This window comes from Sphingobium sp. LMA1-1-1.1 (genome assembly GCF_040676365.1).
Lineage (GTDB): Bacteria > Pseudomonadota > Alphaproteobacteria > Sphingomonadales > Sphingomonadaceae > Sphingobium.
Genome location: NZ_JBEGHS010000034.1, coordinates 155,675 through 174,968, shown reverse-complemented (window position 1 = coordinate 174,968; position 19,294 = coordinate 155,675). Strand labels below are relative to the sequence as shown.

Genomic DNA, 19,294 nt, shown 5'->3' with positions numbered 1-19,294 from the left:
GTCAGTCTCCTGTGTTGTCAGGGGTTGGGGAGAGATCGACGACGGCGTAGCCGCCATCGGGGTCGAGGCCCGCGACGCAGGCGATCATTTCGATGCGTCGCGCGGTGCCGCGGCCAGCGATGAAGACGATCAGGTTGATCGCCTCGGCGACCAGGCGGCGCGGTACGGTGACGACGGCTTCCTGGATGAGCTGTTCGATCCGGTAGAGCGCAGAAGACGCGCTGTTGGCGTGGACGGTCGCGATTCCGCCGGGATGGCCGGTGTTCCAGGCCTTGAGCATGTCGAGTGCCTCGCCGCCGCGGACCTCGCCAACGATGATGCGGTCAGGCCGAAGCCGCAGCGTCGAGCGCACCAGGTCGCCCATCGTGACAGCACCGGCCCGCGTCCGCAGCGCCACCGTGTCGCGGGCGGGCGACTGCAGTTCGCGGGTGTCCTCGATCAGGATGACCCGCTCGTCGAGATGCGCCATCTCGGCGAGCAGCGCATTGGCGAGCGTGGTCTTGCCCGAGCTGGTGCCGCCGGCGATCAGGATGTTCCGGCGATCGACCACCGCGAGAGAAAGCATGCGCGCGGTCTCCGCCGGCATGATGCCGTCGGCGACATAGTCCATGAGCGTGTAGACCCGCGCCGCGGGCTTCCGGATCGAGAAGCATGGCGCTGTCGAAACCGGCGGCAGAATGCCTTCGAAGCGTTCGCCGGCGCCTTGTCCATGCGGCGGCAGTTCGGCCGAGACGATGGGCTTGTCGCCATGGACCTCGGTACGGGCATGCGACGCCACCAGTCGGATGATCCGCTCGACCTGGGGTGCATCGAGCTTCACATCGGTATCGACCCGGCCTTCGCCGAGAATATCGACGCGCAGCGCGCCGTCGGGATTGACCATAATTTCGATGACGCGCGGATCGGAGAGCGCGGCAGCGATTGCCGGCCCCATCGCGGTGCGCAGCATGGCGCGGCGACGGTCGGCAGATACCGTGTCGGACCCGGCGGGCATCACGACTTGCCTCCCTTTGGTTCGGGCGGCGCCAGCGTGCGCGTGCCTGCCGCGATCTGGCGGCCGACTTGGGCGACGAAAGATTCGAAGCGGTCGCGCCCGATGGCGCGGCCTGCGGCATCGGCCTCCGGCAGCGGCGCCGTCACCATCAGCTGGTAGCGGACGAACAGCGACAGACTTTCCAGTAGCACGTCGATGTCACGGCGAGCGCCGTCGAGTTCGCGCGACAGCCGGTCGAGGCGGACCTTCAGAAGATCGTCGATTTCCTTTGTGCCCCGGCGCGCCAGCCAGTCCTGCAGCGCATCGTTGACCAAATGGCTCTTGTTGCCGCGATTGCCGGCGGAGAGCGCTTCGAGCGCGTCGCCGATCTCGCGATCGAGATAGAGGTTCTGGCGGATCTTCATCGCCGCCTCACATGCCGGGCACGAGGTCGCGGTGGGCGCCCTCGTTGATCGCATAGCCGCGGGCGACGGCGCTCAGGCCCTGCGCCTGGTCCATGGCGCGCTTGTCGGCCGCGACATCATCATCGTCGGGCACGAGTTGCGGATCGCGGGTTTCGGCGGTGTCGGCGCTCTTGGCTGGTTGCTCAGGAAGGCCGGGGTGACGCTGCTGCTGCATGCCGCCATCGTCCTCGCCGCCCGCGGTATCCTCGGCCTGATGCAGCCGGACATTGATGCCGCGAACTTGGTCGGACCAGTCATCATCGCGCGGCTTCGGACAATCGGGATAGCGGCCTTGCGTCAGCTTTGGAGCGGGCGTCACGCGCGCGGTGAAGTTGCGGTCGCGGAAATAACGCAGCTTGCGTGCCCGGATCGGCGCAAGCCCGGAGACGAGCACGATCTCCTCGTCGGGCGAGAGCTGCATCACTTCGCCGGGCGTCAGAAGCTGGCGGGCGGTCTCCTGGCGGCTGACCATGACATGGGCAAGCCAGGGCGCGAGACGGTGCCCGGCATAGTTGCGCATGGCGCGCTGCTCCGTCGCGGTTCCCAGCGCATCGGAAATACGCTTTGCGGTGCGCTCGTCGTTGGTCGCGAAGGCGACGCGGACATGGCAATTGTCGAGGATGGCGTTGTGCTCGCCATAGGCCTTCTCGATCTGATTGAGGCTCTGGGCGATCAGGAAGGCGCGGATGCCGTAGCCCGCCATGAAGGCGAGGCTGGTCTCGAAGAAGTCGAGGCGGCCGAGCGCGGGAAACTCGTCGAGCATCATCAAAAGCTGATGGCGGCGCGGCGAGGTGCCGGGTTGATCCAGCCGTTCGGTGAGGCGACGACCGATCTGGTTGAGCACGAGCCGGACCAGCGGCTTGGTACGGCTGATATCCGATGGCGGGATGACGAGGTAAAGCGACAGAGGCTGCTTGGCCTCGATCAAGTCGGCGATCCGCCAGTCGCAGCGCGAGGTGACCTCGGCGACCGTCGGATCGCGGTAGAGTCCAAGGAACGACATGGCAGTCGAGAGCACGCCCGAGCGCTCGTTCTCGCTCTTGTTGAGCAGTTCGCGCGCGGCCGAGGCGACGACCGGGTGAACCTTGGGATTCTCGTCGTCGCCGAGATGATTGGTGGTCATCATCCGGCGCAGCGTGGCGACGAAGCTGCGCTGCGGGTCGGAGAGGAAGGTCGCGACCCGCGCGACCGTCTTCTCCTCCTCGGCATAGAGGATGTGGAGGATCGCGCCGACCAGCAGCGAATGGCTGGTCTTTTCCCAATGGTTGCGGCGTTCGAGCGCGCCCTCGGGGTCGACGAGGATGTCGGCGATGTTCTGGACGTCGCGCACTTCGTTGACGCCGCGCCGAACTTCCAGCAGCGGATTGTAGTGCGCCGAGGTGGCGTCGGTGGGATTGAACAGCAGGCAATGCGAGAAGCGCGCGCGCCACCCGGCGGTCAGCGTCCAGTTCTCGCCCTTGATGTCGTGGATGACGGTCGAGCCCGTCCAGGAGAGCAAGGTCGGTACCACGAGGCCCACGCCCTTGCCCGATCTGGTCGGCGCGAACGCCATGACATGCTCTGGGCCGTCATGGCGCAGATACCTTCCGCGCAGTGTGCCGAGCATGACGCCATGATCGCGATGCAAGCCGGCGCGCACGATTTCGTGGCGGCTTGCCCAGCGGGCGGATCCGTATGTGGTGACGTTGCTCGATTGGCGTGCGCGCCACAGCGAACCGAAGATCGCCGCCGCACAACCGATGAAGCCGCTGGCGCCTGCGAACATGCCCGCCCGGTCGAAGACATGCGGGGCATAGGCGTCATAGTGATACCACCAGAGGAACAGCGCCCAGGGATGATAGACCGGCAGGCCATCGAGCCGGAACCAGGGCGCACCCAATTCGGGCTGATAGGCCAGCATAGCTGCTACCCATTGTGTCGCCGCCCAGATGCCCAGCAGGACGATGGCGAAGACGACAAGGATCTGGCCGATGAGCAGTTTGGTGGGTGTCACGTCGAGGCTCCCGCCCGCCGGACAGGACCGGTTCGGGCGGTTTCAGACTCGGTGACAGGCGCCGAAAATTGAACGGCGCTGATGGGCGCAGATGGGCTCGCGTCGGTCTGTTCCGGTCAGGAGCCGGAACGGCACTATCCGATGGGCGTCGTTCGGTGGCCTACAGGCCGGCGTCTATCCGGAGCGTTTCGAGGCGCTCGCGCGAGACAATCTCGACGATGTCGCGAAGGGACCGCACCGCCTCCGACAGAGCATCTAGGTCGTCATTGCCGATCTCATAGCTCGCAGAATAGCGCGCCTCGACATAGGCGCGCTTCAGCAGTTCGAAGCGGCGGCGGTCGATCCGGGTCGCGCGCGGCCAAGCTTCGATCAGCCGCAGTTCGCTGTCCTCAGCGAGCGAGCGCAGAAACTTGATGTTGTGAGAGCGGGGGAAATAGAGGGTCCGGACCAGCAGGAAACAGGCGTAGGCAGTTTCTGTCGCTTGATGCAGGTTAAAGGCTGCCTTCCGGCTCCAGTCTGGGTCTTGCGTAGCTCGCGAGCCCGAAAATTCGGCGAGTTCGATCCATTGATCGAGAGATTTCAATTGATCGCGAAAATATTTGCTCGCCATCTCATAGGCATCGGCTGCTGTCAGGGGCTGCGGCGTCGCAAGTGTGCTGCCGGGGAGTTCGTAGAGCACGATCCCATCGCGGGCGATATCGGTCCAGAAATACTCGCCCCGGCTAAGGGCCTGGTTCACCTCGTCCAGTGTGTGAACGATGATGTTCACCGGCCGCGCAATCGCGCTGTCGTGCAGGATCTTATCCTCGGCGACATACCAATAATCGGCGACGTCGGTGAGGTCCGGGTGGCTGACGATGACCAGCAGGTCGAAGTCCGACTGGTAGCCGTTGTCCGGTTCGTCCACCCAATCGGTCCGCGCATAACTGCCGAACAGGATGATCTTGAGGATGCGCCCGTTCTTCTTCCACGGCTGGTTCGCGCGCGAGATCGCATCGGCAAATTCGCCCATGAGCGTTTGCTTCACGCGGTCCAGTTCGCCTTGCTGGACCGGTGGCAGGTGGTCGACGTCATTTCGCACGGACGCGATTTTCGCGAGAGACCATGCACTTGGCAAGGCTTGACTGCCTCAACGGGTACGCCGATGATCGCATGTCACGCACAAACGGCATCCCGTGCATGTCCCACATGATCGCACATCCCTGGCTCGCCTCCCTTATTTAAGCCGGCTTATCTTAGCTCATCTGCTAATTAAGTGAAGTGCCGATTGCTTAAATAAGGCACGCTGTGCATATTGGCCTCCATGGTCGATCCAGAATCGAATCCGCGGCTCGGTCGCTTCGTGGAGACTCCCGTTGCCGGCGAGGTGGTAAGGGCATTCGTACCGCCCCCGCTGCCGCCGGCACCGCCCATCGACGTGCTGGCGTTGCTCGACCGGCTCAGCCTCGCGGAACGCGCCTTGGGTCGCCTGGACGGCATCACCATGCTACTGCCGCGCCAGGAACTCTTCCTCTACATGTACGTGAGGAAAGAAGCCGTGCTTTCGTCCCAGATCGAGGGCACGCAATCGACGCTCACGGACCTGCTTCGCTTCGAAACCGAGGCGCAGGCCGGCCAGCCGATCGACGACATCCGCGAAGTATCGAACTACGTCGATGCCATGATGTATGGCCTGGAACGCCTAAAGGAAATGCCGCTCTCGCTTCGCCTCATTCGCGAGATGCACGAGCGGCTGCTGCAAAGCGGTCGGGGTGGTACCAAGAGCCCCGGAGAATTCCGCCGGTCGCAGAACTGGATTGGCGGCACCCGCCCCGGCAATGCGCTGTTCGTCCCGCCTCCAACCACGGACCTCGATGGTTGCCTCGACGCCCTCGAGCGCTTCATGCACGAGGAGGAGTCTCGCCTGCCGGCGCTCATCAAGGCGGGCCTACTTCACGTCCAGTTCGAGACGATCCACCCATTCCTCGACGGCAACGGCCGCATCGGCAGGCTGTTGGTGACATTGTACCTGTGCGTCAACGGCGTGCTGCGCAAGCCGCTGCTCTACCTGAGCCTGTATCTGAAGACTCACCGGAATGATTATTACCGGCTTCTACAGGAAGTCCGCGAGCGGGGAGCCTGGGAGGCTTGGCTTGATTTCTTCCTTGCAGGCGTCGCCGACACAGCCAACAAAGCCTTCGACGCCGCCACCCGCATCGTCGATCTGTTCAAGGAAGATCGCGAACGCATCACGGTCGAGAGCGATCGTGCCGGTTCAGCGTTACGAGTCCACGACCTTTTCCAGCAGAACCCGTTTTTTACCGCGAATCAACTGGTCGAACGGACGGGACTGTCGGCGCCGACTGTCAATGCGGCGCTCTCTGATCTCGAACGCCTTGGCGTGGTCGAGGAGATCACTGGCAAGCGACGGGGCCGTGTGTTTGCCTATCGCCGATATCTGGCGATCCTCAGCGAGGGCACGGAGCCACTGAAGTCGCTAATGCCGGAGGGGATGGCTTAGTGGATAGCGGAGCCGTTCCGAAGGAGCCTCTGAAGAATTTGTGACGTGCCGAAAGTTCCACGATATGTTCTTTCTTCCAGCTGGCAAAAATCTTAGGCAAGAATTGATGATCGAGAAACAGGACCATAAAACATGGCCGTACTGAAGCGCCGAACAAGTGGCGATGCAAATTGCTCTCTCCGAGGTCGCGCGACCGCTGCGCCGAGAGATTTCTTCCTCGTACACGTGACCGCTGTCGGGATTGCCCGCGAAATTATCAGAACGGGGCAGATCGAGACTCGCGTTTGCAAAGCACTGGGCGCGAACCTCGTATATTTCTTTGCTTTGCGCCCTGCGTACAAGTTGCGGGATGCAGATCAGAAGAATGACATTCTCGATTTTTTCCCATTCGTATTCCTGGTCAGCACCGACAATCTTGGTCCTCCCTACCACGCCTATCCGTTCGATACGGGCGGAGCCCTTGAGGGCGCCTTCGATGAAGGGGCCAGTCCGGCAGTCTATCTTGAAGACTATGCGCTCGAAGAGACGCTTCAAGCCGTCAACGACCACATCCTGTGGGCATTCGAGACCCCTGCTAACTATTACGACGGCAAGCTGAGGACAGAGTTTGGTAAGGACATTCCCGACTGGGATACCGGTCCTAAGACCTTTGCCAAGATAGCCAGACTCGCATCAGCGGGCAGCAATCGCCCAGATCGGCGGGCTTCCGCCATAGAAGTGGCCTATGCTCGGCACGTGCCGCTGAGCGACGTGAAGTTCGCCGTCCTGCCGTATCAGTTTCTTGAAGACCCGCACGGCCCCAACACTGACATGATCGACAGACTCACTGCTGCTGGAGTATCCTGGGAAACCTATCAATGGCGCCCGAACCGCGCGCCAGCTGATTTCCATAGCGAGATCAGCAGGCTGGTTCGCGACCACCTCGAAACAAGTGACCAGCTGTGAGCGATGCACAACTCAGTCTCCGTCTGATCGGCTACTATCGTTGCGCCGGCCACGGTTTCGCGATGCCGCTCTATGGTCAGAGCGAAGGAGCCAACACACTTTATGTCGCACGAGCGGCAGTGTCGGGTGATCATGGAGCGAGGATTGCGGCCTTCGAGCCGATCAATGTTGACGATCAACGTCGCCTCCCTCCGGGCGAATCCTTTCTGGTTGAGGTCGGCGAACCCTGGCGGGACGTATTTCTGTGGAACGATGCCGCGTATGTGGGAACTCCCGCGCAACTCTGGGCTGAGTTGACGCCGCTGCATCCAGATGTCGAGGCCCGAGCACCTTTGAGTTTGCTGGACTTGGCTGTCCATGCGAGTCGGGATGAAGTCTCCACATTGGCAGGGGTTGCGTTCGGATTTCTCCGTGAACGATTTGGCGAGGCCAAGGCGCGAAGCTGGCGACGACAGTTTGTGCGGCAACAGGCCGAAGTCGCACTCCGGCAGGCGCTTGCGCACCACCAGCATGACGACAGGCTGTTCCAAGCGGTTTGTCTCCGTGAGGAAACTACAAACATCCTGACGTTCGATCTACCTGAAGAGCTAGCATCAGTCTGTTCGGGAGATGATGTTGAAGCTTCAATCGGAGGCATCTCACAATTGGCAGCGTTTATGGGCGCTTCGCTCGCACCGATGCTGCCAATAGAAGCGCCCCCCGAACCTGTTACCAAGTCTCCGCCCTTCGCGCCGGCAGCTCCTACCGTCTGGAACGACATCCCAATTCTTATAGTCGCTGAAGGCAAGCGCGCACGTGAAGTTGTGCGTCACCTCAAATCAGAGCGTAAACGCGAATCATATCAGTTAAAGCAGGGGTGGGACATTTTTTCGGACGGAGAAGCCGAGCTTCCACTTTTTGACGAAACTTACACAAGATCCGTCATCGCGCTCGTTCTTAGCGAAGATGACACAGCGATTGCTCGATCTCAGAGTAAATTGGAAGACTTTCTCGATAGACAGGCGGCTAGAGGCGCCCTCATTCTACTAGTTCCTGCGCTACCACCAATGCAGCCATCTAAGTTTTTTGATCAGTCTGGAAGTAAACAACTTCCTATAGCGCATGCAATCCTGGACACCGCAATCGCCCGCTCCCCCTTCTGGTGGGGGAGTGCCAATCGCTCATTTGACAGGCGTGTTTCTGACGTCCTTCAGCTTGCAGTCAGTGCTGTACGTTCGCAAGTAGTACGCCGCGAACTACTGAAATACCGGCCAGGAAAGGCACCCCCCATCTTGTCCGTAGGCACGGCACCCTATACGAAAGAGCGGGTTGAACCGGACGGTCTTAAGCTCGGTTCCGAAGCGAGCTGGGTGACAGGCGATCCCAAACGAAGCGATCCTGCCATTCTGTTTTCGGTTCGCATCAATCCCGACGAGGTCGAGGGCTATCGCCACGCGAACCAGATCATCGTCGAAGGGCGCCGGCGCGAGAACAGGTTTCCCGAGTTTGCCAGTTCCGTGATCGCGCCGCTCCTCGGCCGCGACAATCGGCGATCCACTGGTCCGAAGGGGCGGCTTGAGCAATTCCCCGATCTGCCGGGCGAAATTCGCGAAACCATGCGCGCGCCCGAGTACGCCGGCGCCTTTGCGATCGGCAGCGGATCGCGCGGATTCCATCTCGCAGTCACAGCAGAGACACCGTCGCTCGATACGGTCGAGCAGGCCGATCACCTGGGCTGGAAGGTGGCCCGATACACCGATGCGGCGACCTTGCGACGCCTGTCGGACGGGACGGAAGAGGGTGCCACATTTCCGGACGAGATCCACATCGGCGCCATCCAGTCGATGGAGATCAACAGAAGCCTTGCCACCCGTGGCATTGATCAGCGGGATGTGGTTCGCGTCAGCTACGATCTTCTTTCGGAATGGCTGGACAGCGTTCCCGCCGCCCAGCGAACGGGCGCACGCCACAACGCACGACCGCTACGGTCAGCGACGCGTCCTTATGGCGAGTCCGGAAATGATCATCTGCTGCTGCGCGAATATGTCCTCAGCTCCGATCCGGCGGCGCAGCGGCTTCTTTCCCTGATTTCGTCGCAGGACAAGCGACCGCCTTTCCGGCCAATGAAGCGCTCCGCGGACCTGCTGAGATGCTGGACACCGCCATCGCCGGGTTTCCGGCGTTATGCGATCGTTGACGGAGCCGTGCCCGGCATCGTGCTCGAACTGCGCCCCGAGGAAGTTCCCCTGCAGGATCTATTCGTGATCGACGGAGACTATGCCGTGCCGGCCCTGTTCCGGTCCCGCGTTTTTGCCGTCTGGGCGCGGGCCACATTGCCCGCGGCAAGCAGCTGGATGGCCAGGTTCTCCATCGCCAATACCTTCGGCGGCTTCCCGATCGCCGACATTTTCCGCATCGTCGGGCAGGAGGGCAGCCTCGCCGCGCTGGTCGCGGACGGCGCTCCGTCGCAACTGGGCGAACTCGCGGAGGAGGTCGGGCAGTATATCGAACGCACGCTCGCAAGCCTGCCTCCGGGAAGCTGGAAGGAAGCACATCGTCCCGGCGAAAATCTGCAGGCAATGCGTCCGCTGAACGAACTCGTGCTGCAGGCCTACGGCCTCTCCCCGGATGCGTCCGACATCCAAATCCTGCGGCGTCTGCGGGAAATGAATGCCGCTTTCGGCAGGCGTGCGCCGTAGCGATCAGACCTCACCGCCTGATATGCCGCCTTTAAATCCCTGCTCGGCGGCAATCTCCAGAATCCGCACGCCATGTCGCGCCTGCTTGGCCGTCGGCGCACGCTCCCACCCGTTGCCGGCATAACTGCTGAGCGTATGCGCTATCCCGCTCTGCCATTTGGCCAGATGCCCCGTTCGAGTACCCCAGAGGTGAAGCGCGAACCACTGCTCCGACGACAGCCGCATGCAGGCTGCGGACGAAGCATGATCGTCCTGGGACGTCCACGGATCATCCGCGGACACCGATCGCTCGTCGCTTCCCCACTCTTCCGGAAGATCGCCGTCGATCGGCAGGTCCAGCTGCCGAAGCGCCGTCCAGCATGCTTCCTTCTTGGCCCATTCGGTGACATTGCGTCCGGCAGCGCTCGACTGAATCTGTCGGTCGATGGCGTGAGACCAAGTACGCAACAACGTCTCCAGTTCATCCGACAGGGACTGGCGCTGCCAAATCAGGTCGAGACGCAGTTTGCCGCCGGTCCGATGTGAAAGATATGCGACAAGATAGGTGGCGATATTGATGCGATAAGCCGGAAACCCTTCGCGCCGCACAATTCGCTGTGCCGCCAGAAACAGGATCGCCTGCGCGATCGCATCGCGATAAAATCCCTCGTCCGGTTCCCACTTGGCACCCCGGCTCTCCCGCATCCGACGCATGTAGGCGATGAAGTTTTTCTGAACGCCGCCGCTGACAACGTGCGGCAGCCGGCTCCAGCTGTTGAGGAAGCGGGCGAGGTCCGTCTTCGAAATCCTGTTGCCCGGAGGAGTGCGTTCGCGGAATGCGCGTGCCCGCGCCTCCGTGGTTCCCTCGATGCTCAGCGCCGTCTGATACTGGCCGCGGGAGCGCTCGTAGAACCACCGTGTCCGCTCGCCGGGAGCCCAGACATCCTTCGACAGTCGTTCCACCGCGATGTGGAACGGCTCGTTGGAGGAAAAGTCTGCTTCCTGAATGACGTTCTGGGTGTTCGCATAGCGCGATATCTGGGGAACCATCTCCTCCACGCTTTCCGGTGGGAGGCGCGTGATCTTCGCAGGCACATGAACACGGGATAGATCGAGCCGGTCGCGCTTTCGGGCGCGGTGGATCGAAGCCGTGGTCTGGCCTCCATTGACGATCTGCATGCCCTTGAAGCCGGTGATGACGGTCGCGCCAGCGACCGTGCCGGTCCGCACTTCGTCCGCCGTTATCGAAATACCGTTGTTGTAGGCCATGAAATAGCCTGGCCGATCGCGGATCGTGTCGCGGATGCCGCGATTGACCTTGCCCGTCGCCTGGAGAAAGGCGCGCACGTTAAACTCCAGGATGCGCGGCCCGTAGGTTTCATACAGCTCGTACAGCGTATCGCCGGAGAAGATCGCGAGATAGGTTTCATATGGCTCCGCACCCGGCGGCATCTCTACACAGGGGATCGGCGGCATGCCCAGCGCCGCAAGGTCGATATCGATGACTTCTCGCGTCTGTCCCGAGCGCATGGTCCGCATCAGGCGGCGAATGTCGTAGATTTCGAAACTTACAGCGACACCGGCCACGGTCGTATCGTCGAGCGACCGGACGGTGGAGGTGCCGTCGGTGATGACGATCACGCGCGCCTGTTTCGTTCCCGCGGCGAGCAGCTCGCTGATACGCTCCATCATCGCATAGCGGTCACTCGCCGTTTCCAGTTCGAGATGGATCTGCCGGCTGGCAGCCAGCAGGGCGCGCGCGCCCTGTCCGGCGAGGCGCGTCACGTCTGCGGTCGATATCGTTGCGGGACTGCCGGTGCCGCCGAAGATTGCCACGATGAGGTCGATCCGCTCGCCGTCATCGGGAATGGCATGACCGGACACCCTGACATTCCCGGTGCCGACCTTCCCGGTGAAATGGCAGGTAACGGGATTTTCGATCATGCCGATATCGGCCAGATGCTCGGCGACGACGTCGACAAATGCGTTTTCGGTGAAGTCACCGACCTCCGCATCGCCGAGCGCCCGGTCGGCGATCTCCGATTGAAGGTCGGATGCAAATTTTTGCAGATCGCGGTCTTCAGCCATGCGCAGGTCCGGCGAGGGAAGCGAGAGTCGACCCAGGAACGGCCCATGAAGCGCAGGCACCCAGATCGATGGTGTACGAGCAGTCACGGACTCCGGCGCGCAGATCACCGGGCGCAATATGCGGGAAGTCCGCGGTCACTTCGAACAGCTGCAAGCCATCGGGTTCGAGATGCAGCACGTAATTCTCGCTGTGCGCATCGACATAACCCGCCGCAAGCAGCAGCGCCGCAAACTCGGCGATCGCGGCCGGCGCTTCGTCGGCAAGCCGCGAACGGACGCGCTCCACCAGCTCCGGCAAGGTTGCGCCTTCCGGAACCTGTCGAAAGCGCAGATGACCGAGCAGGATGCGCCCCCGCGCGATATCGAGCTGCGCAGCATTGGAAATCGCGATGCTCTCCGGCGATTGGCGTGCCGTCGTCTTGATCTCCAGATAGCCGGCGGCGAGACTGAAGTCATTGGGCTCGCCTCGCGGGCCGGCCCAGGCGGCAAGTGCCCGCTCGATCCCGATCAGAGGCGCCAGATGATCGGCCAGGACGTGGAGTTCGCCCATCAGTCCGATCATGGCGGTTTCGGAAAGGCCGTCCGGCCCGTGGCGAGCCATGAAGGCCTGCCACACGTGGAGACGCCCGATGAATGCGGACAGGGCCGATTGCGCGTCAGCCTGGGAGGCTGCCACGTCGGCGGTGTCGGTGCACAGGACGGCAAACACTGCCGAATAGGCGACGTGTGCCAGCGAGAGGGCGAACCGGACCCGGCCGGTATGGCTGTGTCCAAGCAGCACCGTATCGACCCGGAAACCGGCCGACTTGGGAATACGGATCGAGGGCGGGACCAGGGAGGCCTCAACCTCGACAATCAATCCGGGCGCTCCGTCAGGCCGATGGATGCCGGCAAGGATCTCGCACGCAGCACCCGGATGTATCCGGCGAAGATGCCATCCGGTCTCGGTTCGGTGCTCGGCGCCCAACGTCTTCCAGGCCTCCTCCACGACGCTCATGCATCACCCTCGTCGTCGTCGCCAGCGCCGTAGATGCTGTTGACGACATAGCTGACCGACTTGGCGTTCGAACTTGCAGGAAAGCTGATGCCGAGACCGATCGGTGCGATGTCGACGGGCAGGAAGACATGGTCAAACTTGCGGCCGTTGTCGTCGATCTCCTGGCGGCGCGCCAGCGGATAGAGCAGGAGGAGTCCCCGTTCGGCGGGGCGGTACTGCCGCAGGAACACGCCGGAAGGCGCTTCGGGAGGCTTGTCCGATTTGCGCTTGCGCTTCGGCGGGGCGGCCAGGGTGTCCGCCATTGCTGCGGCGTAGGCATCGGAGTCGAGATCGACGGCCTCGTCGCGCGGATTCAGCAGCCTGCGAATGACAAACCGCTCCCCGGATCTGATGATCCTGGGCTGGGTCAGATCCGGACCATAGCCGCCTTTCGGTTGCCGGATGACGGCGTCAACGCTCCATTGGCCCAGCTGAACCCTTTCCGCACCGTCACCGCCGACCAGAAGGACATTCCAGTTGACGAGCTCGCCGCGCCGTACCTGCTCGCGAATATATTTCGCTAGGACAGGGGCATTGGCGCGGGCGGCGTCTTCGTGGGTGGAAAACCTGTCAAGAAACGCCAGGACATAGTCCGCGGGAACGCCGGTCCACAGATGCGATCCCTTCCAGCGGTTTGCACGGCCGCTCGGCCGGCGCTGCTCGGGATCGGGAACATGCGCAATTCCTGCAGCGGTCAGCCGTCCGATGAAGTCCGACGCGGCAGCATGGTTCTGTTCGAGGGCTCGCTGTGACGTCGAGAAGACCGTCGTTTCCGAGATATCGCCCGCAAAGGAGACTTGCAGCTCGGTGCCGTGCCGCATCTTGGCCCGCGAGGTGACCGTCAGGCTTGGATGGCTGCGGACGCGTAGGCCGAACTGGATCGGGTCGGCGCCGATCGCTTCCATCCGGTCGAATTCCCGACGAAGCTCGTCGCTCGCCTGCGCGATATGTCCGTACCAGTCGATATGATCCTGCGTCGTGAACAGCCTGCAAAGGTCGAGATAGCCCTGGCGATAGCCGAACCAGCGACCCATCTGCATGAGCGTGTCGTACATCGTCGACCCACGCAGGAAGTAGGTGATCGACAGGCCCTCGAGCGTGAGCCCGCGTGCCAGCTTGTCCCCGCCGACCGCGATCACGTTGAGGCCCTGATCCTTGTTGAGGTCATAGTCCAGGACGTCGGCCGAGCTGCCGTTGATTTCACGCACGCCGATCGAACTGACGGTCGCCCGCAGCGCCACTTCCAGCTCCGGCCAGGCGACGGGCGGACAATCTTCGAGCGCGAGGTCGCGGGTGACCGGTTCGAACTCGGTCTCCCAGAGCGTCCTGAACGGGGCGAGCCCCTCCTTCCCGCCATAGCGAACGTCGTTGGTCAGCGTGTCGAGTGCTTCCTGCACTTGCGCGATCACGCGCTTCTGGACCGCCTGATACCGTGTGACATGGATGAGCATGCTGTTGTGCGCACGGCTCTGGCCGCGCTCACGCCGCGCCGCGACGACGAGTGCGAAGCATCGCATCGCGGTTATCAGTGAATCCGGGATGATGTCCTCGCCGTTCACCAGCGGAACGTGGAAGACCTTGTGAACGGGCGGCATCCAGCCGAGCGTCTCCCGTCTGGACAGGCTGTCGGCATGATCCTCGATCGGAACGATCAGATCGGGAAGGCCGGCAACTTCGTCGTCGCTCTGCTCCTCCCGCGTGTACCCGAAGATGCGCGACGCGCCGATGTAATTGTCCGGGGTCGGCATGTTGACGATGAAATCGCGCGGAAAGAGATCCTGAAATTCTTTCCCCGTCTCGGCATCGGGATGGATGAAGATGTTGGCAAAGGGCGTAGCTGTATAGCCAACATAGGAAACCTGGTCGAAGCTTCCGACGATCTGGCGGATCTTCGCGTTGATGGCGGTCGGCTTGTGGTCCGCGTCTGCGACTCCATCGGTGAACCGCTGCTGACGAGTGTCGACGGAGGCATTGTCGGCCTCGTCATCGATCACGAGCAGCGGCATGCCGGTAAACCGCGGTCTGCCCTGGTCCCTCGAATTGGCGGTAAGGCGAATCCATTCGAGAACGCCGTTGAGGACGCTCGCGTTCTTCTTGACGACGAGCAGCAGCGGGCGTCCTCCCGGATGCACGCCGAATTGCGACATCGTCTTCCAGTTGAAGTCGCCTTTCTCGGTCCGGTTGGTCGCCCAGTCGACGATTGCCGAAGGATCGATCTGACCCGTCCCAATAACGCGCGAGCTGGTCTCGCCGATCGGGACGCTGATCTTGCCAATGAACCCTTCGTCGAGCCGGATCTGCGTCTGACTGCGCAGATTGTTGTTTAGGCCGGTCAGAACGATGATGACCTTGTAGCCGGCATCGGTCGCCTTACAGATCAGGCCCGTGTAGTTGCCGGTCTTGCCGGACTGGACGTCACCGACGACCATACCGCGGCGATCGAACTTCCCTTCGCTCGCGGGATTCCCGCAGAGGTCGAGGATACGGTCGGTGATGCGATTGAGCGAATTGATTGCCGGTTGCGGCAGCTGCTGCCGGATGAGGAAGCTTCTGTAGCGCTCCCAGAATTTCCAGCGGATATCGTCACGCCGTTCATTGAGCCAGGGGAGATGTCCGTCGTCGGCGCGCAGGACCGACTCCTCGCCGATGAAGGTACTGAAAATCGTGCCGAGCTGGGCGATCGCCGCATCGCGCGATATTTCGTTCCGCCATTCGGGGAACGCAGCAAGCAGACGATCGAGCGTCGCGCCGATCTCGTCCCGTGATAGCGGGACGTCGGTTGCTCGCTGCGACAGCCTGAGCTGGGCCATCTGCACGAGCTCAAGCTGAAAATCGGGATTGATCGCCATGTCAGCGGACCTCGTCAGGGAGCTTCCTGATCGCCTCTGGATAGGACGAGAAAGGCTCGAGCACCATCAGCCTAGCACGCGCTTCGTCGGCGCCGAGCTTCAGCCCCGTACGCATGTGGTGATAGAGCGAGGTCAGCGCCGCTGCCTCCTCGGTCGACATCGCCGGCCCGGCCTTCGCGGCAGTCGAGTCGGCGGCCTCACTCACGTCGATCCAGATGCGCTGCACGGGCACGGTCGCCTCGATCACCGCCAGCATGTCCTCGACGATCTGCCGCTTGTTCCCCACCGCGTCGAGTGCGTGACGCACCGACGGATGCGCCCGGTCGACCCGGTATGATACGCCCCGGCTCGTGTGTACTGGCGCCCAGGCGCGAACCAGCTGTTCGCGCTGTTTCCGCGTACCTGCGCCCGCGCGTTGCGCGAATATCTCCCGCGCATCGCGGCGGACATTCTCGGCCAGTGCCTGCAGGCGTTTGCGAAGGGACGGCGGAGGGACCGCGATCGACTTGCGGATGTCCACCTTCCAGTCCAGATCCCCGCTGGTCGGCAGGTCGAGCCTGATACGCGCGAGGCGGTGAATGCCGTTCTGCGCCCAGCCGCGCCCCGGACCCAGGCCGAGCCATCCGCCGGCCACCAGAAGACGCTCGCCGCGATAGACGAAGAAGCCCTCATGCGCCTGCCAGCCCGAAGGACCCTCGGCCTTGCCGAACTCGGCGCTGCTCATCCGGTCGCGATGCGGCAGGACAAATCCCTGAACTTCGACCGAGCCTCCGCTGTGGCGAATGGTCTCGACCGGTGTCGGTGCGGTCGCCTTGTGCTGCGATATGAACGGATCCCAGGGAATGACCCGCTGAGCCTCGTCATCGCCGTTGAAGGTGATGACCAGACGCGGGTTCGGCCCTTCGAGATACCGATGGAACGTCATCGAAAGGTGGCGCTCGACCATCTGGGCTAGCGTGTAGAAGCGTTGCCGGTCGGTTGCGTCGTCGGTCAGTTCTCGGCCCAGCATACGGTCCAGGCGGGCGATGACCACGACTGTCCCGTGAGGACGATCAGACAGAATATCGGCATCCGCTGCTATCTCGGCGGGCATCCCGCGCAGCAGCTGCCAAGCATCGACGTCAGCGACATGCGCAAGATCCCAGTAGCGCGCCTCAATGCTGCCGTTCTCCACGCGCGATGCCACGGCCAGCAGACTGCCTTGAGAAAGAGAGGCAGTCTTCAATCCGAGTCCGAATCGGCCGAGATCGGCGGGCTCTCGCGGCTCTAAGGGGTGCCGTCCGGCGGGGCGCATTGCTTCGACCAGTGCCGGCCGGTCCATGCCGCGGCCGTTGTCGGTGAGGCGAACGATTGAACCGGACCCGCGCCATTCGAAATCGACGCGTACATGCGTCGCTCCAGCTGCGATACTGTTGTCGATCAAATCCGCGATCGCTGCGGGAGGAGAATAGCCGATGCCGCGAAGCGATTCGAGCATGGCGCTCGCTCCCGGCGGCGCGTGATCAAAATCCTCCTCGAGTTCGACCGCTAGTTTTCCCATGCGATCAGGCGGCTTCGAGATCGATTGTCTCGTCCATCGACGCGACACCGGAATCGATCTGCTTCTTTAGCGCCGTTGCAACAGCCTTGCCCAGCAGCGGCGGCACGGCGTTGCCGATCTGCCGGAAGGCGGCATTCATGGCCCCGGAAAACCGGAAGCCGTCGGGAAAGGACTGAAGCCGCGCGGCCTCGCGCACCGAAATCGTCCGGCTCTGATAGCTGTCGTAGTGGATGTGCGAATAGGTGTCCTTGCCGATATGCGCGGTCAGCGTCCGGCTCGGCTTGAGCGGCTCGAGCTTCCACCACTTGTTTGGAAACTTGCCGGGATCATAAGGGGGGACGATGGACTGTCGGAGCGCCTCCCATTCCTCCGTGCCCTCGTCGCGGCCGGTCAGCCCCTTCGCGTCCGCCGCAGCGCTGAACATGCTCTCTGCAAGCTGACGCGCCTGCGGATAGTCGGCGCCATGCGGCAACGAACGGAAAATCGGAAAGTCTCGCGGCGTGATGCGCACCAGATGCCCGCCGGTGCCATTCTCTGTCGCGAAGCCCGGCCATTGACGCATCAGCTGGGCATAGTCGGACGGGCCGCTTTTGCGTTCCCGATATGGCAGGACATCGTCGAGCTTGCGCCGGCGCATCGCTCGTGGATCGGTCCTGTGTTCGGCGATCCTCGGAAGATCGCCCAGCGCGGCCCGCACGCCGACCGCACGCGGGAGCTCTTCGGACGGCTTGTGCACCTCGCGAAAATGGGGGCTGTTCTCATCGACGTGCTTCAGCGCCACGCGGCGAGAGCTTTCATAGCCGCGGGGGAGCTCGAGAAAATGCGTGGGATCGGGAAATGCCGGATCGACGCCGAGCGTATTGGCGATGGCGATGATGAACAGTCGCTCGCGGACCTGCGGCACGCCAAAATAGGCGGCGTTCAGGATGGTATAGGCGGTCCGATACCCTTCGGCTTCGAGCGTGTCGCAGATTTCTTCGGGTACGTTGTGGCCACCGAAGTTCAGGATGTCGGGAACATTTTCGATGACGATGGCAAGCGGCTGCGTGTCGCGCACATAGTCCAGAAAGCGACGATACAGCGCGGCGCGCGGGTCCGTCTGGAAGGCATCGTCCTTGCCCGCGACCTCGCGAAGTTTCGAGCGGCCGATACGGGCGAACGCTTGGCACGGCAGCCCCGCCGCCAGAACGTCGAATGCCTGGGCGGTCGGAACGCCGAATCCGAGCTCCTCGACGATGTCGTCCGCCGAACAGGCTTCCATATCGCGGGCAATCGCCCAGGGGTCATCGGCGGAACGCCCGTTCCCGAAATTCAGCGCGTAGCTGGCGGCCGCTTCGGGATCGATTTCCACATGGGCCGCCAGCGCGAACCCCGCCGAGGAAAGGCCGAGCGAAAGCCCCCCACAACCCGAGCAGATTTCGAGCAGGCGCGGAGTCTCTCCACCACGCAGGCGGGCAGCCTTGCTGCGCCTGATTGCCGACCGTTCAGCAGGCAGCATTGCAGACCTCGCGCGTCAGAATGTCGGCGATGGTCTTCTCTTCCCTGGTTTGGCACTCCCAAATGACGACGACATTCCACCCCCTGTCTTCGAGCTCCTGCCTTGTGCGGATATCCCGAGCGACGTTAGTCTGGAGTTTGTTCAGCCAGAACTCAACATTCGACTTCGGCGTGTACGCATATTTGCATCCGGAATGGCGATGCCAGTAGCAGCCATTGACGAAAAGCGCGGTTTTTCTTCGGGGAAACACCAAGTCTGGCGCGCCCGGCAGGTCGCGGCGATGCAGTCGGAACCGCAATCCGAGCCGGTGCGCGGTGCGACGAACTGCAAGTTCCGGTCGAGTGTTGCGGCTCCTGATGTTGCGCATCATTGCCGATCGCTTCTCTACGGACACAGTATCCATCATTTCTTACCGCACATCAGAGGTCGCCGGGTGTGGCCCGTGCCACTGCTTCAGCTACGGTATCAGGCGCCGATCGAATGACCGCAAGAAGGATTCGCGCGGTGCGATCCGGTCGCTTCCTTCCCTGCTCCCAGTCCCGAACCGCGCCAATTGTAAAGCCAAAGGTGTCGGCAAAGGCCTTCTGCGTCAGTCCTCGCCCGCGCCTGACGGACCGGACGTCAATGTCCTGCATCTAAGTCACGCCCTTCACTACCGCGATTGTCCCTATCAATTTGGTCAGATTCCTGACCATACATTCTACACACGTTCCATACGGCGTGGCCGTAGTTCGAGCAAGCAAACTTAGCT

14 protein-coding genes are annotated in these 19,294 nt (G+C 62.5%); 3 read left to right on the top strand and 11 right to left on the bottom strand.

What is annotated here, in order from left to right; genetic code table 11:
• Position 1 precedes the first annotated feature (1 nt).
• From trbB to MRBLMA1_RS14870, 4 genes are all read right to left on the bottom strand, one after another.
• On the bottom strand, positions 2 to 994 hold the full coding sequence (gene trbB / locus MRBLMA1_RS14885; RefSeq protein WP_363737662.1) for a P-type conjugative transfer ATPase TrbB: 993 nt from the start codon (positions 992 to 994) through the stop codon (positions 2 to 4).
• Positions 994 to 1,398, bottom strand: a complete 405-nt coding sequence (locus MRBLMA1_RS14880; protein WP_363737660.1) for a CopG family transcriptional regulator — start codon at positions 1,396 to 1,398, stop codon at positions 994 to 996. Before MRBLMA1_RS14880 ends, trbB begins: the two co-directional genes overlap by 1 nt.
• A 7-nt stretch (positions 1,399 to 1,405) precedes the next feature.
• On the bottom strand, positions 1,406 to 3,430 hold the full coding sequence (locus MRBLMA1_RS14875; RefSeq protein ID WP_363737658.1) for a conjugal transfer protein TraG: 2,025 nt from the start codon (positions 3,428 to 3,430) through the stop codon (positions 1,406 to 1,408).
• Between the two features lie 160 nt (positions 3,431 to 3,590).
• A complete protein-coding gene (locus tag MRBLMA1_RS14870) occupies positions 3,591 to 4,457 on the bottom strand; it encodes a HEPN domain-containing protein (RefSeq protein ID WP_363737656.1) in 867 nt (288 codons plus the stop codon).
• A gap of 276 nt (positions 4,458 to 4,733) precedes the next feature.
• On the opposite strand from MRBLMA1_RS14870, the gene MRBLMA1_RS14865 reads away from it, so the two are divergent.
• The 3 genes from MRBLMA1_RS14865 (at position 4,734) to MRBLMA1_RS14855 (ending at position 9,553) form a co-directional block, all read left to right on the top strand.
• Positions 4,734 to 5,930: a Fic family protein gene (locus tag MRBLMA1_RS14865; RefSeq protein WP_363738213.1), complete on the top strand. Its 1,197-nt coding sequence runs from the start codon at positions 4,734 to 4,736 to the stop codon at positions 5,928 to 5,930.
• A gap of 132 nt (positions 5,931 to 6,062) precedes the next feature.
• Positions 6,063 to 6,875, top strand: coding sequence for a hypothetical protein (locus MRBLMA1_RS14860; RefSeq protein ID WP_363737654.1), 813 nt, complete (start codon positions 6,063 to 6,065; stop codon positions 6,873 to 6,875).
• Entirely contained in the window at positions 6,872 to 9,553 is a 2,682-nt protein-coding gene (locus MRBLMA1_RS14855; protein WP_363737652.1) for a hypothetical protein, read from the top strand. Before MRBLMA1_RS14860 ends, MRBLMA1_RS14855 begins: the two co-directional genes overlap by 4 nt.
• A 3-nt stretch (positions 9,554 to 9,556) precedes the next feature.
• On the opposite strand, the gene MRBLMA1_RS14850 is transcribed toward MRBLMA1_RS14855, so the two are convergent.
• The 7 genes from MRBLMA1_RS14850 to MRBLMA1_RS14820 are packed head-to-tail and all read right to left on the bottom strand — an operon-like array spanning position 9,557 to position 19,178.
• On the bottom strand, positions 9,557 to 11,620 hold the full coding sequence (locus MRBLMA1_RS14850; protein WP_363737650.1) for an AIPR family protein: 2,064 nt from the start codon (positions 11,618 to 11,620) through the stop codon (positions 9,557 to 9,559).
• Positions 11,613 to 12,617: a PD-(D/E)XK motif protein gene (locus tag MRBLMA1_RS14845; RefSeq protein WP_363737648.1), complete on the bottom strand. Its 1,005-nt coding sequence runs from the start codon at positions 12,615 to 12,617 to the stop codon at positions 11,613 to 11,615. Before MRBLMA1_RS14845 ends, MRBLMA1_RS14850 begins: the two co-directional genes overlap by 8 nt.
• On the bottom strand, positions 12,614 to 15,505 hold the full coding sequence (locus MRBLMA1_RS14840; protein ID WP_363737646.1) for a Z1 domain-containing protein: 2,892 nt from the start codon (positions 15,503 to 15,505) through the stop codon (positions 12,614 to 12,616). The genes MRBLMA1_RS14845 and MRBLMA1_RS14840 overlap by 4 nt, the downstream gene beginning before the upstream one ends.
• Position 15,506: 1 nt before the next feature.
• Complete coding sequence (locus MRBLMA1_RS14835) at positions 15,507 to 17,045, bottom strand: ATP-binding protein (RefSeq protein WP_363737644.1); 1,539 nt, start codon at positions 17,043 to 17,045, stop codon at positions 15,507 to 15,509.
• 4 nt (positions 17,046 to 17,049) lie between these two features.
• Positions 17,050 to 18,543, bottom strand: coding sequence for a DNA cytosine methyltransferase (locus MRBLMA1_RS14830; RefSeq protein ID WP_363737642.1), 1,494 nt, complete (start codon positions 18,541 to 18,543; stop codon positions 17,050 to 17,052).
• A complete protein-coding gene (locus tag MRBLMA1_RS14825) occupies positions 18,530 to 18,946 on the bottom strand; it encodes a very short patch repair endonuclease (RefSeq protein ID WP_363738212.1) in 417 nt (138 codons plus the stop codon). The genes MRBLMA1_RS14830 and MRBLMA1_RS14825 overlap by 14 nt, the downstream gene beginning before the upstream one ends.
• Positions 18,947 to 18,962: 16 nt before the next feature.
• Complete coding sequence (locus tag MRBLMA1_RS14820) at positions 18,963 to 19,178, bottom strand: helix-turn-helix domain-containing protein (protein WP_363737640.1); 216 nt, start codon at positions 19,176 to 19,178, stop codon at positions 18,963 to 18,965.
• Positions 19,179 to 19,294 lie beyond the last annotated feature (116 nt).

What these genes read in the sequence shown, in the direction of transcription:
- MRBLMA1_RS14820 (WP_363737640.1), bottom strand. Translation starts at nt 19,178, where the DNA reads ATGCAGGACATTGACGTCCGGTCCGTCAGGCGCGGGCGAGGACTGACG.
- MRBLMA1_RS14845 (WP_363737648.1), bottom strand. Translation starts at nt 12,617, where the DNA reads ATGAGCGTCGTGGAGGAGGCCTGGAAGACGTTGGGCGCCGAGCACCGA.
- MRBLMA1_RS14835 (WP_363737644.1), bottom strand. Translation starts at nt 17,045, where the DNA reads ATGGGAAAACTAGCGGTCGAACTCGAGGAGGATTTTGATCACGCGCCG.
- MRBLMA1_RS14860 (WP_363737654.1), top strand. Translation starts at nt 6,063, where the DNA reads ATGGCCGTACTGAAGCGCCGAACAAGTGGCGATGCAAATTGCTCTCTC.
- MRBLMA1_RS14865 (WP_363738213.1), top strand. Translation starts at nt 4,734, where the DNA reads ATGGTCGATCCAGAATCGAATCCGCGGCTCGGTCGCTTCGTGGAGACT.
- MRBLMA1_RS14825 (WP_363738212.1), bottom strand. Translation starts at nt 18,946, where the DNA reads ATGGATACTGTGTCCGTAGAGAAGCGATCGGCAATGATGCGCAACATC.
- MRBLMA1_RS14840 (WP_363737646.1), bottom strand. Translation starts at nt 15,505, where the DNA reads ATGGCGATCAATCCCGATTTTCAGCTTGAGCTCGTGCAGATGGCCCAG.
- trbB (WP_363737662.1), bottom strand. Translation starts at nt 994, where the DNA reads ATGCCCGCCGGGTCCGACACGGTATCTGCCGACCGTCGCCGCGCCATG.
- MRBLMA1_RS14880 (WP_363737660.1), bottom strand. Translation starts at nt 1,398, where the DNA reads ATGAAGATCCGCCAGAACCTCTATCTCGATCGCGAGATCGGCGACGCG.
- MRBLMA1_RS14830 (WP_363737642.1), bottom strand. Translation starts at nt 18,543, where the DNA reads ATGCTGCCTGCTGAACGGTCGGCAATCAGGCGCAGCAAGGCTGCCCGC.
- MRBLMA1_RS14850 (WP_363737650.1), bottom strand. Translation starts at nt 11,620, where the DNA reads ATGGCTGAAGACCGCGATCTGCAAAAATTTGCATCCGACCTTCAATCG.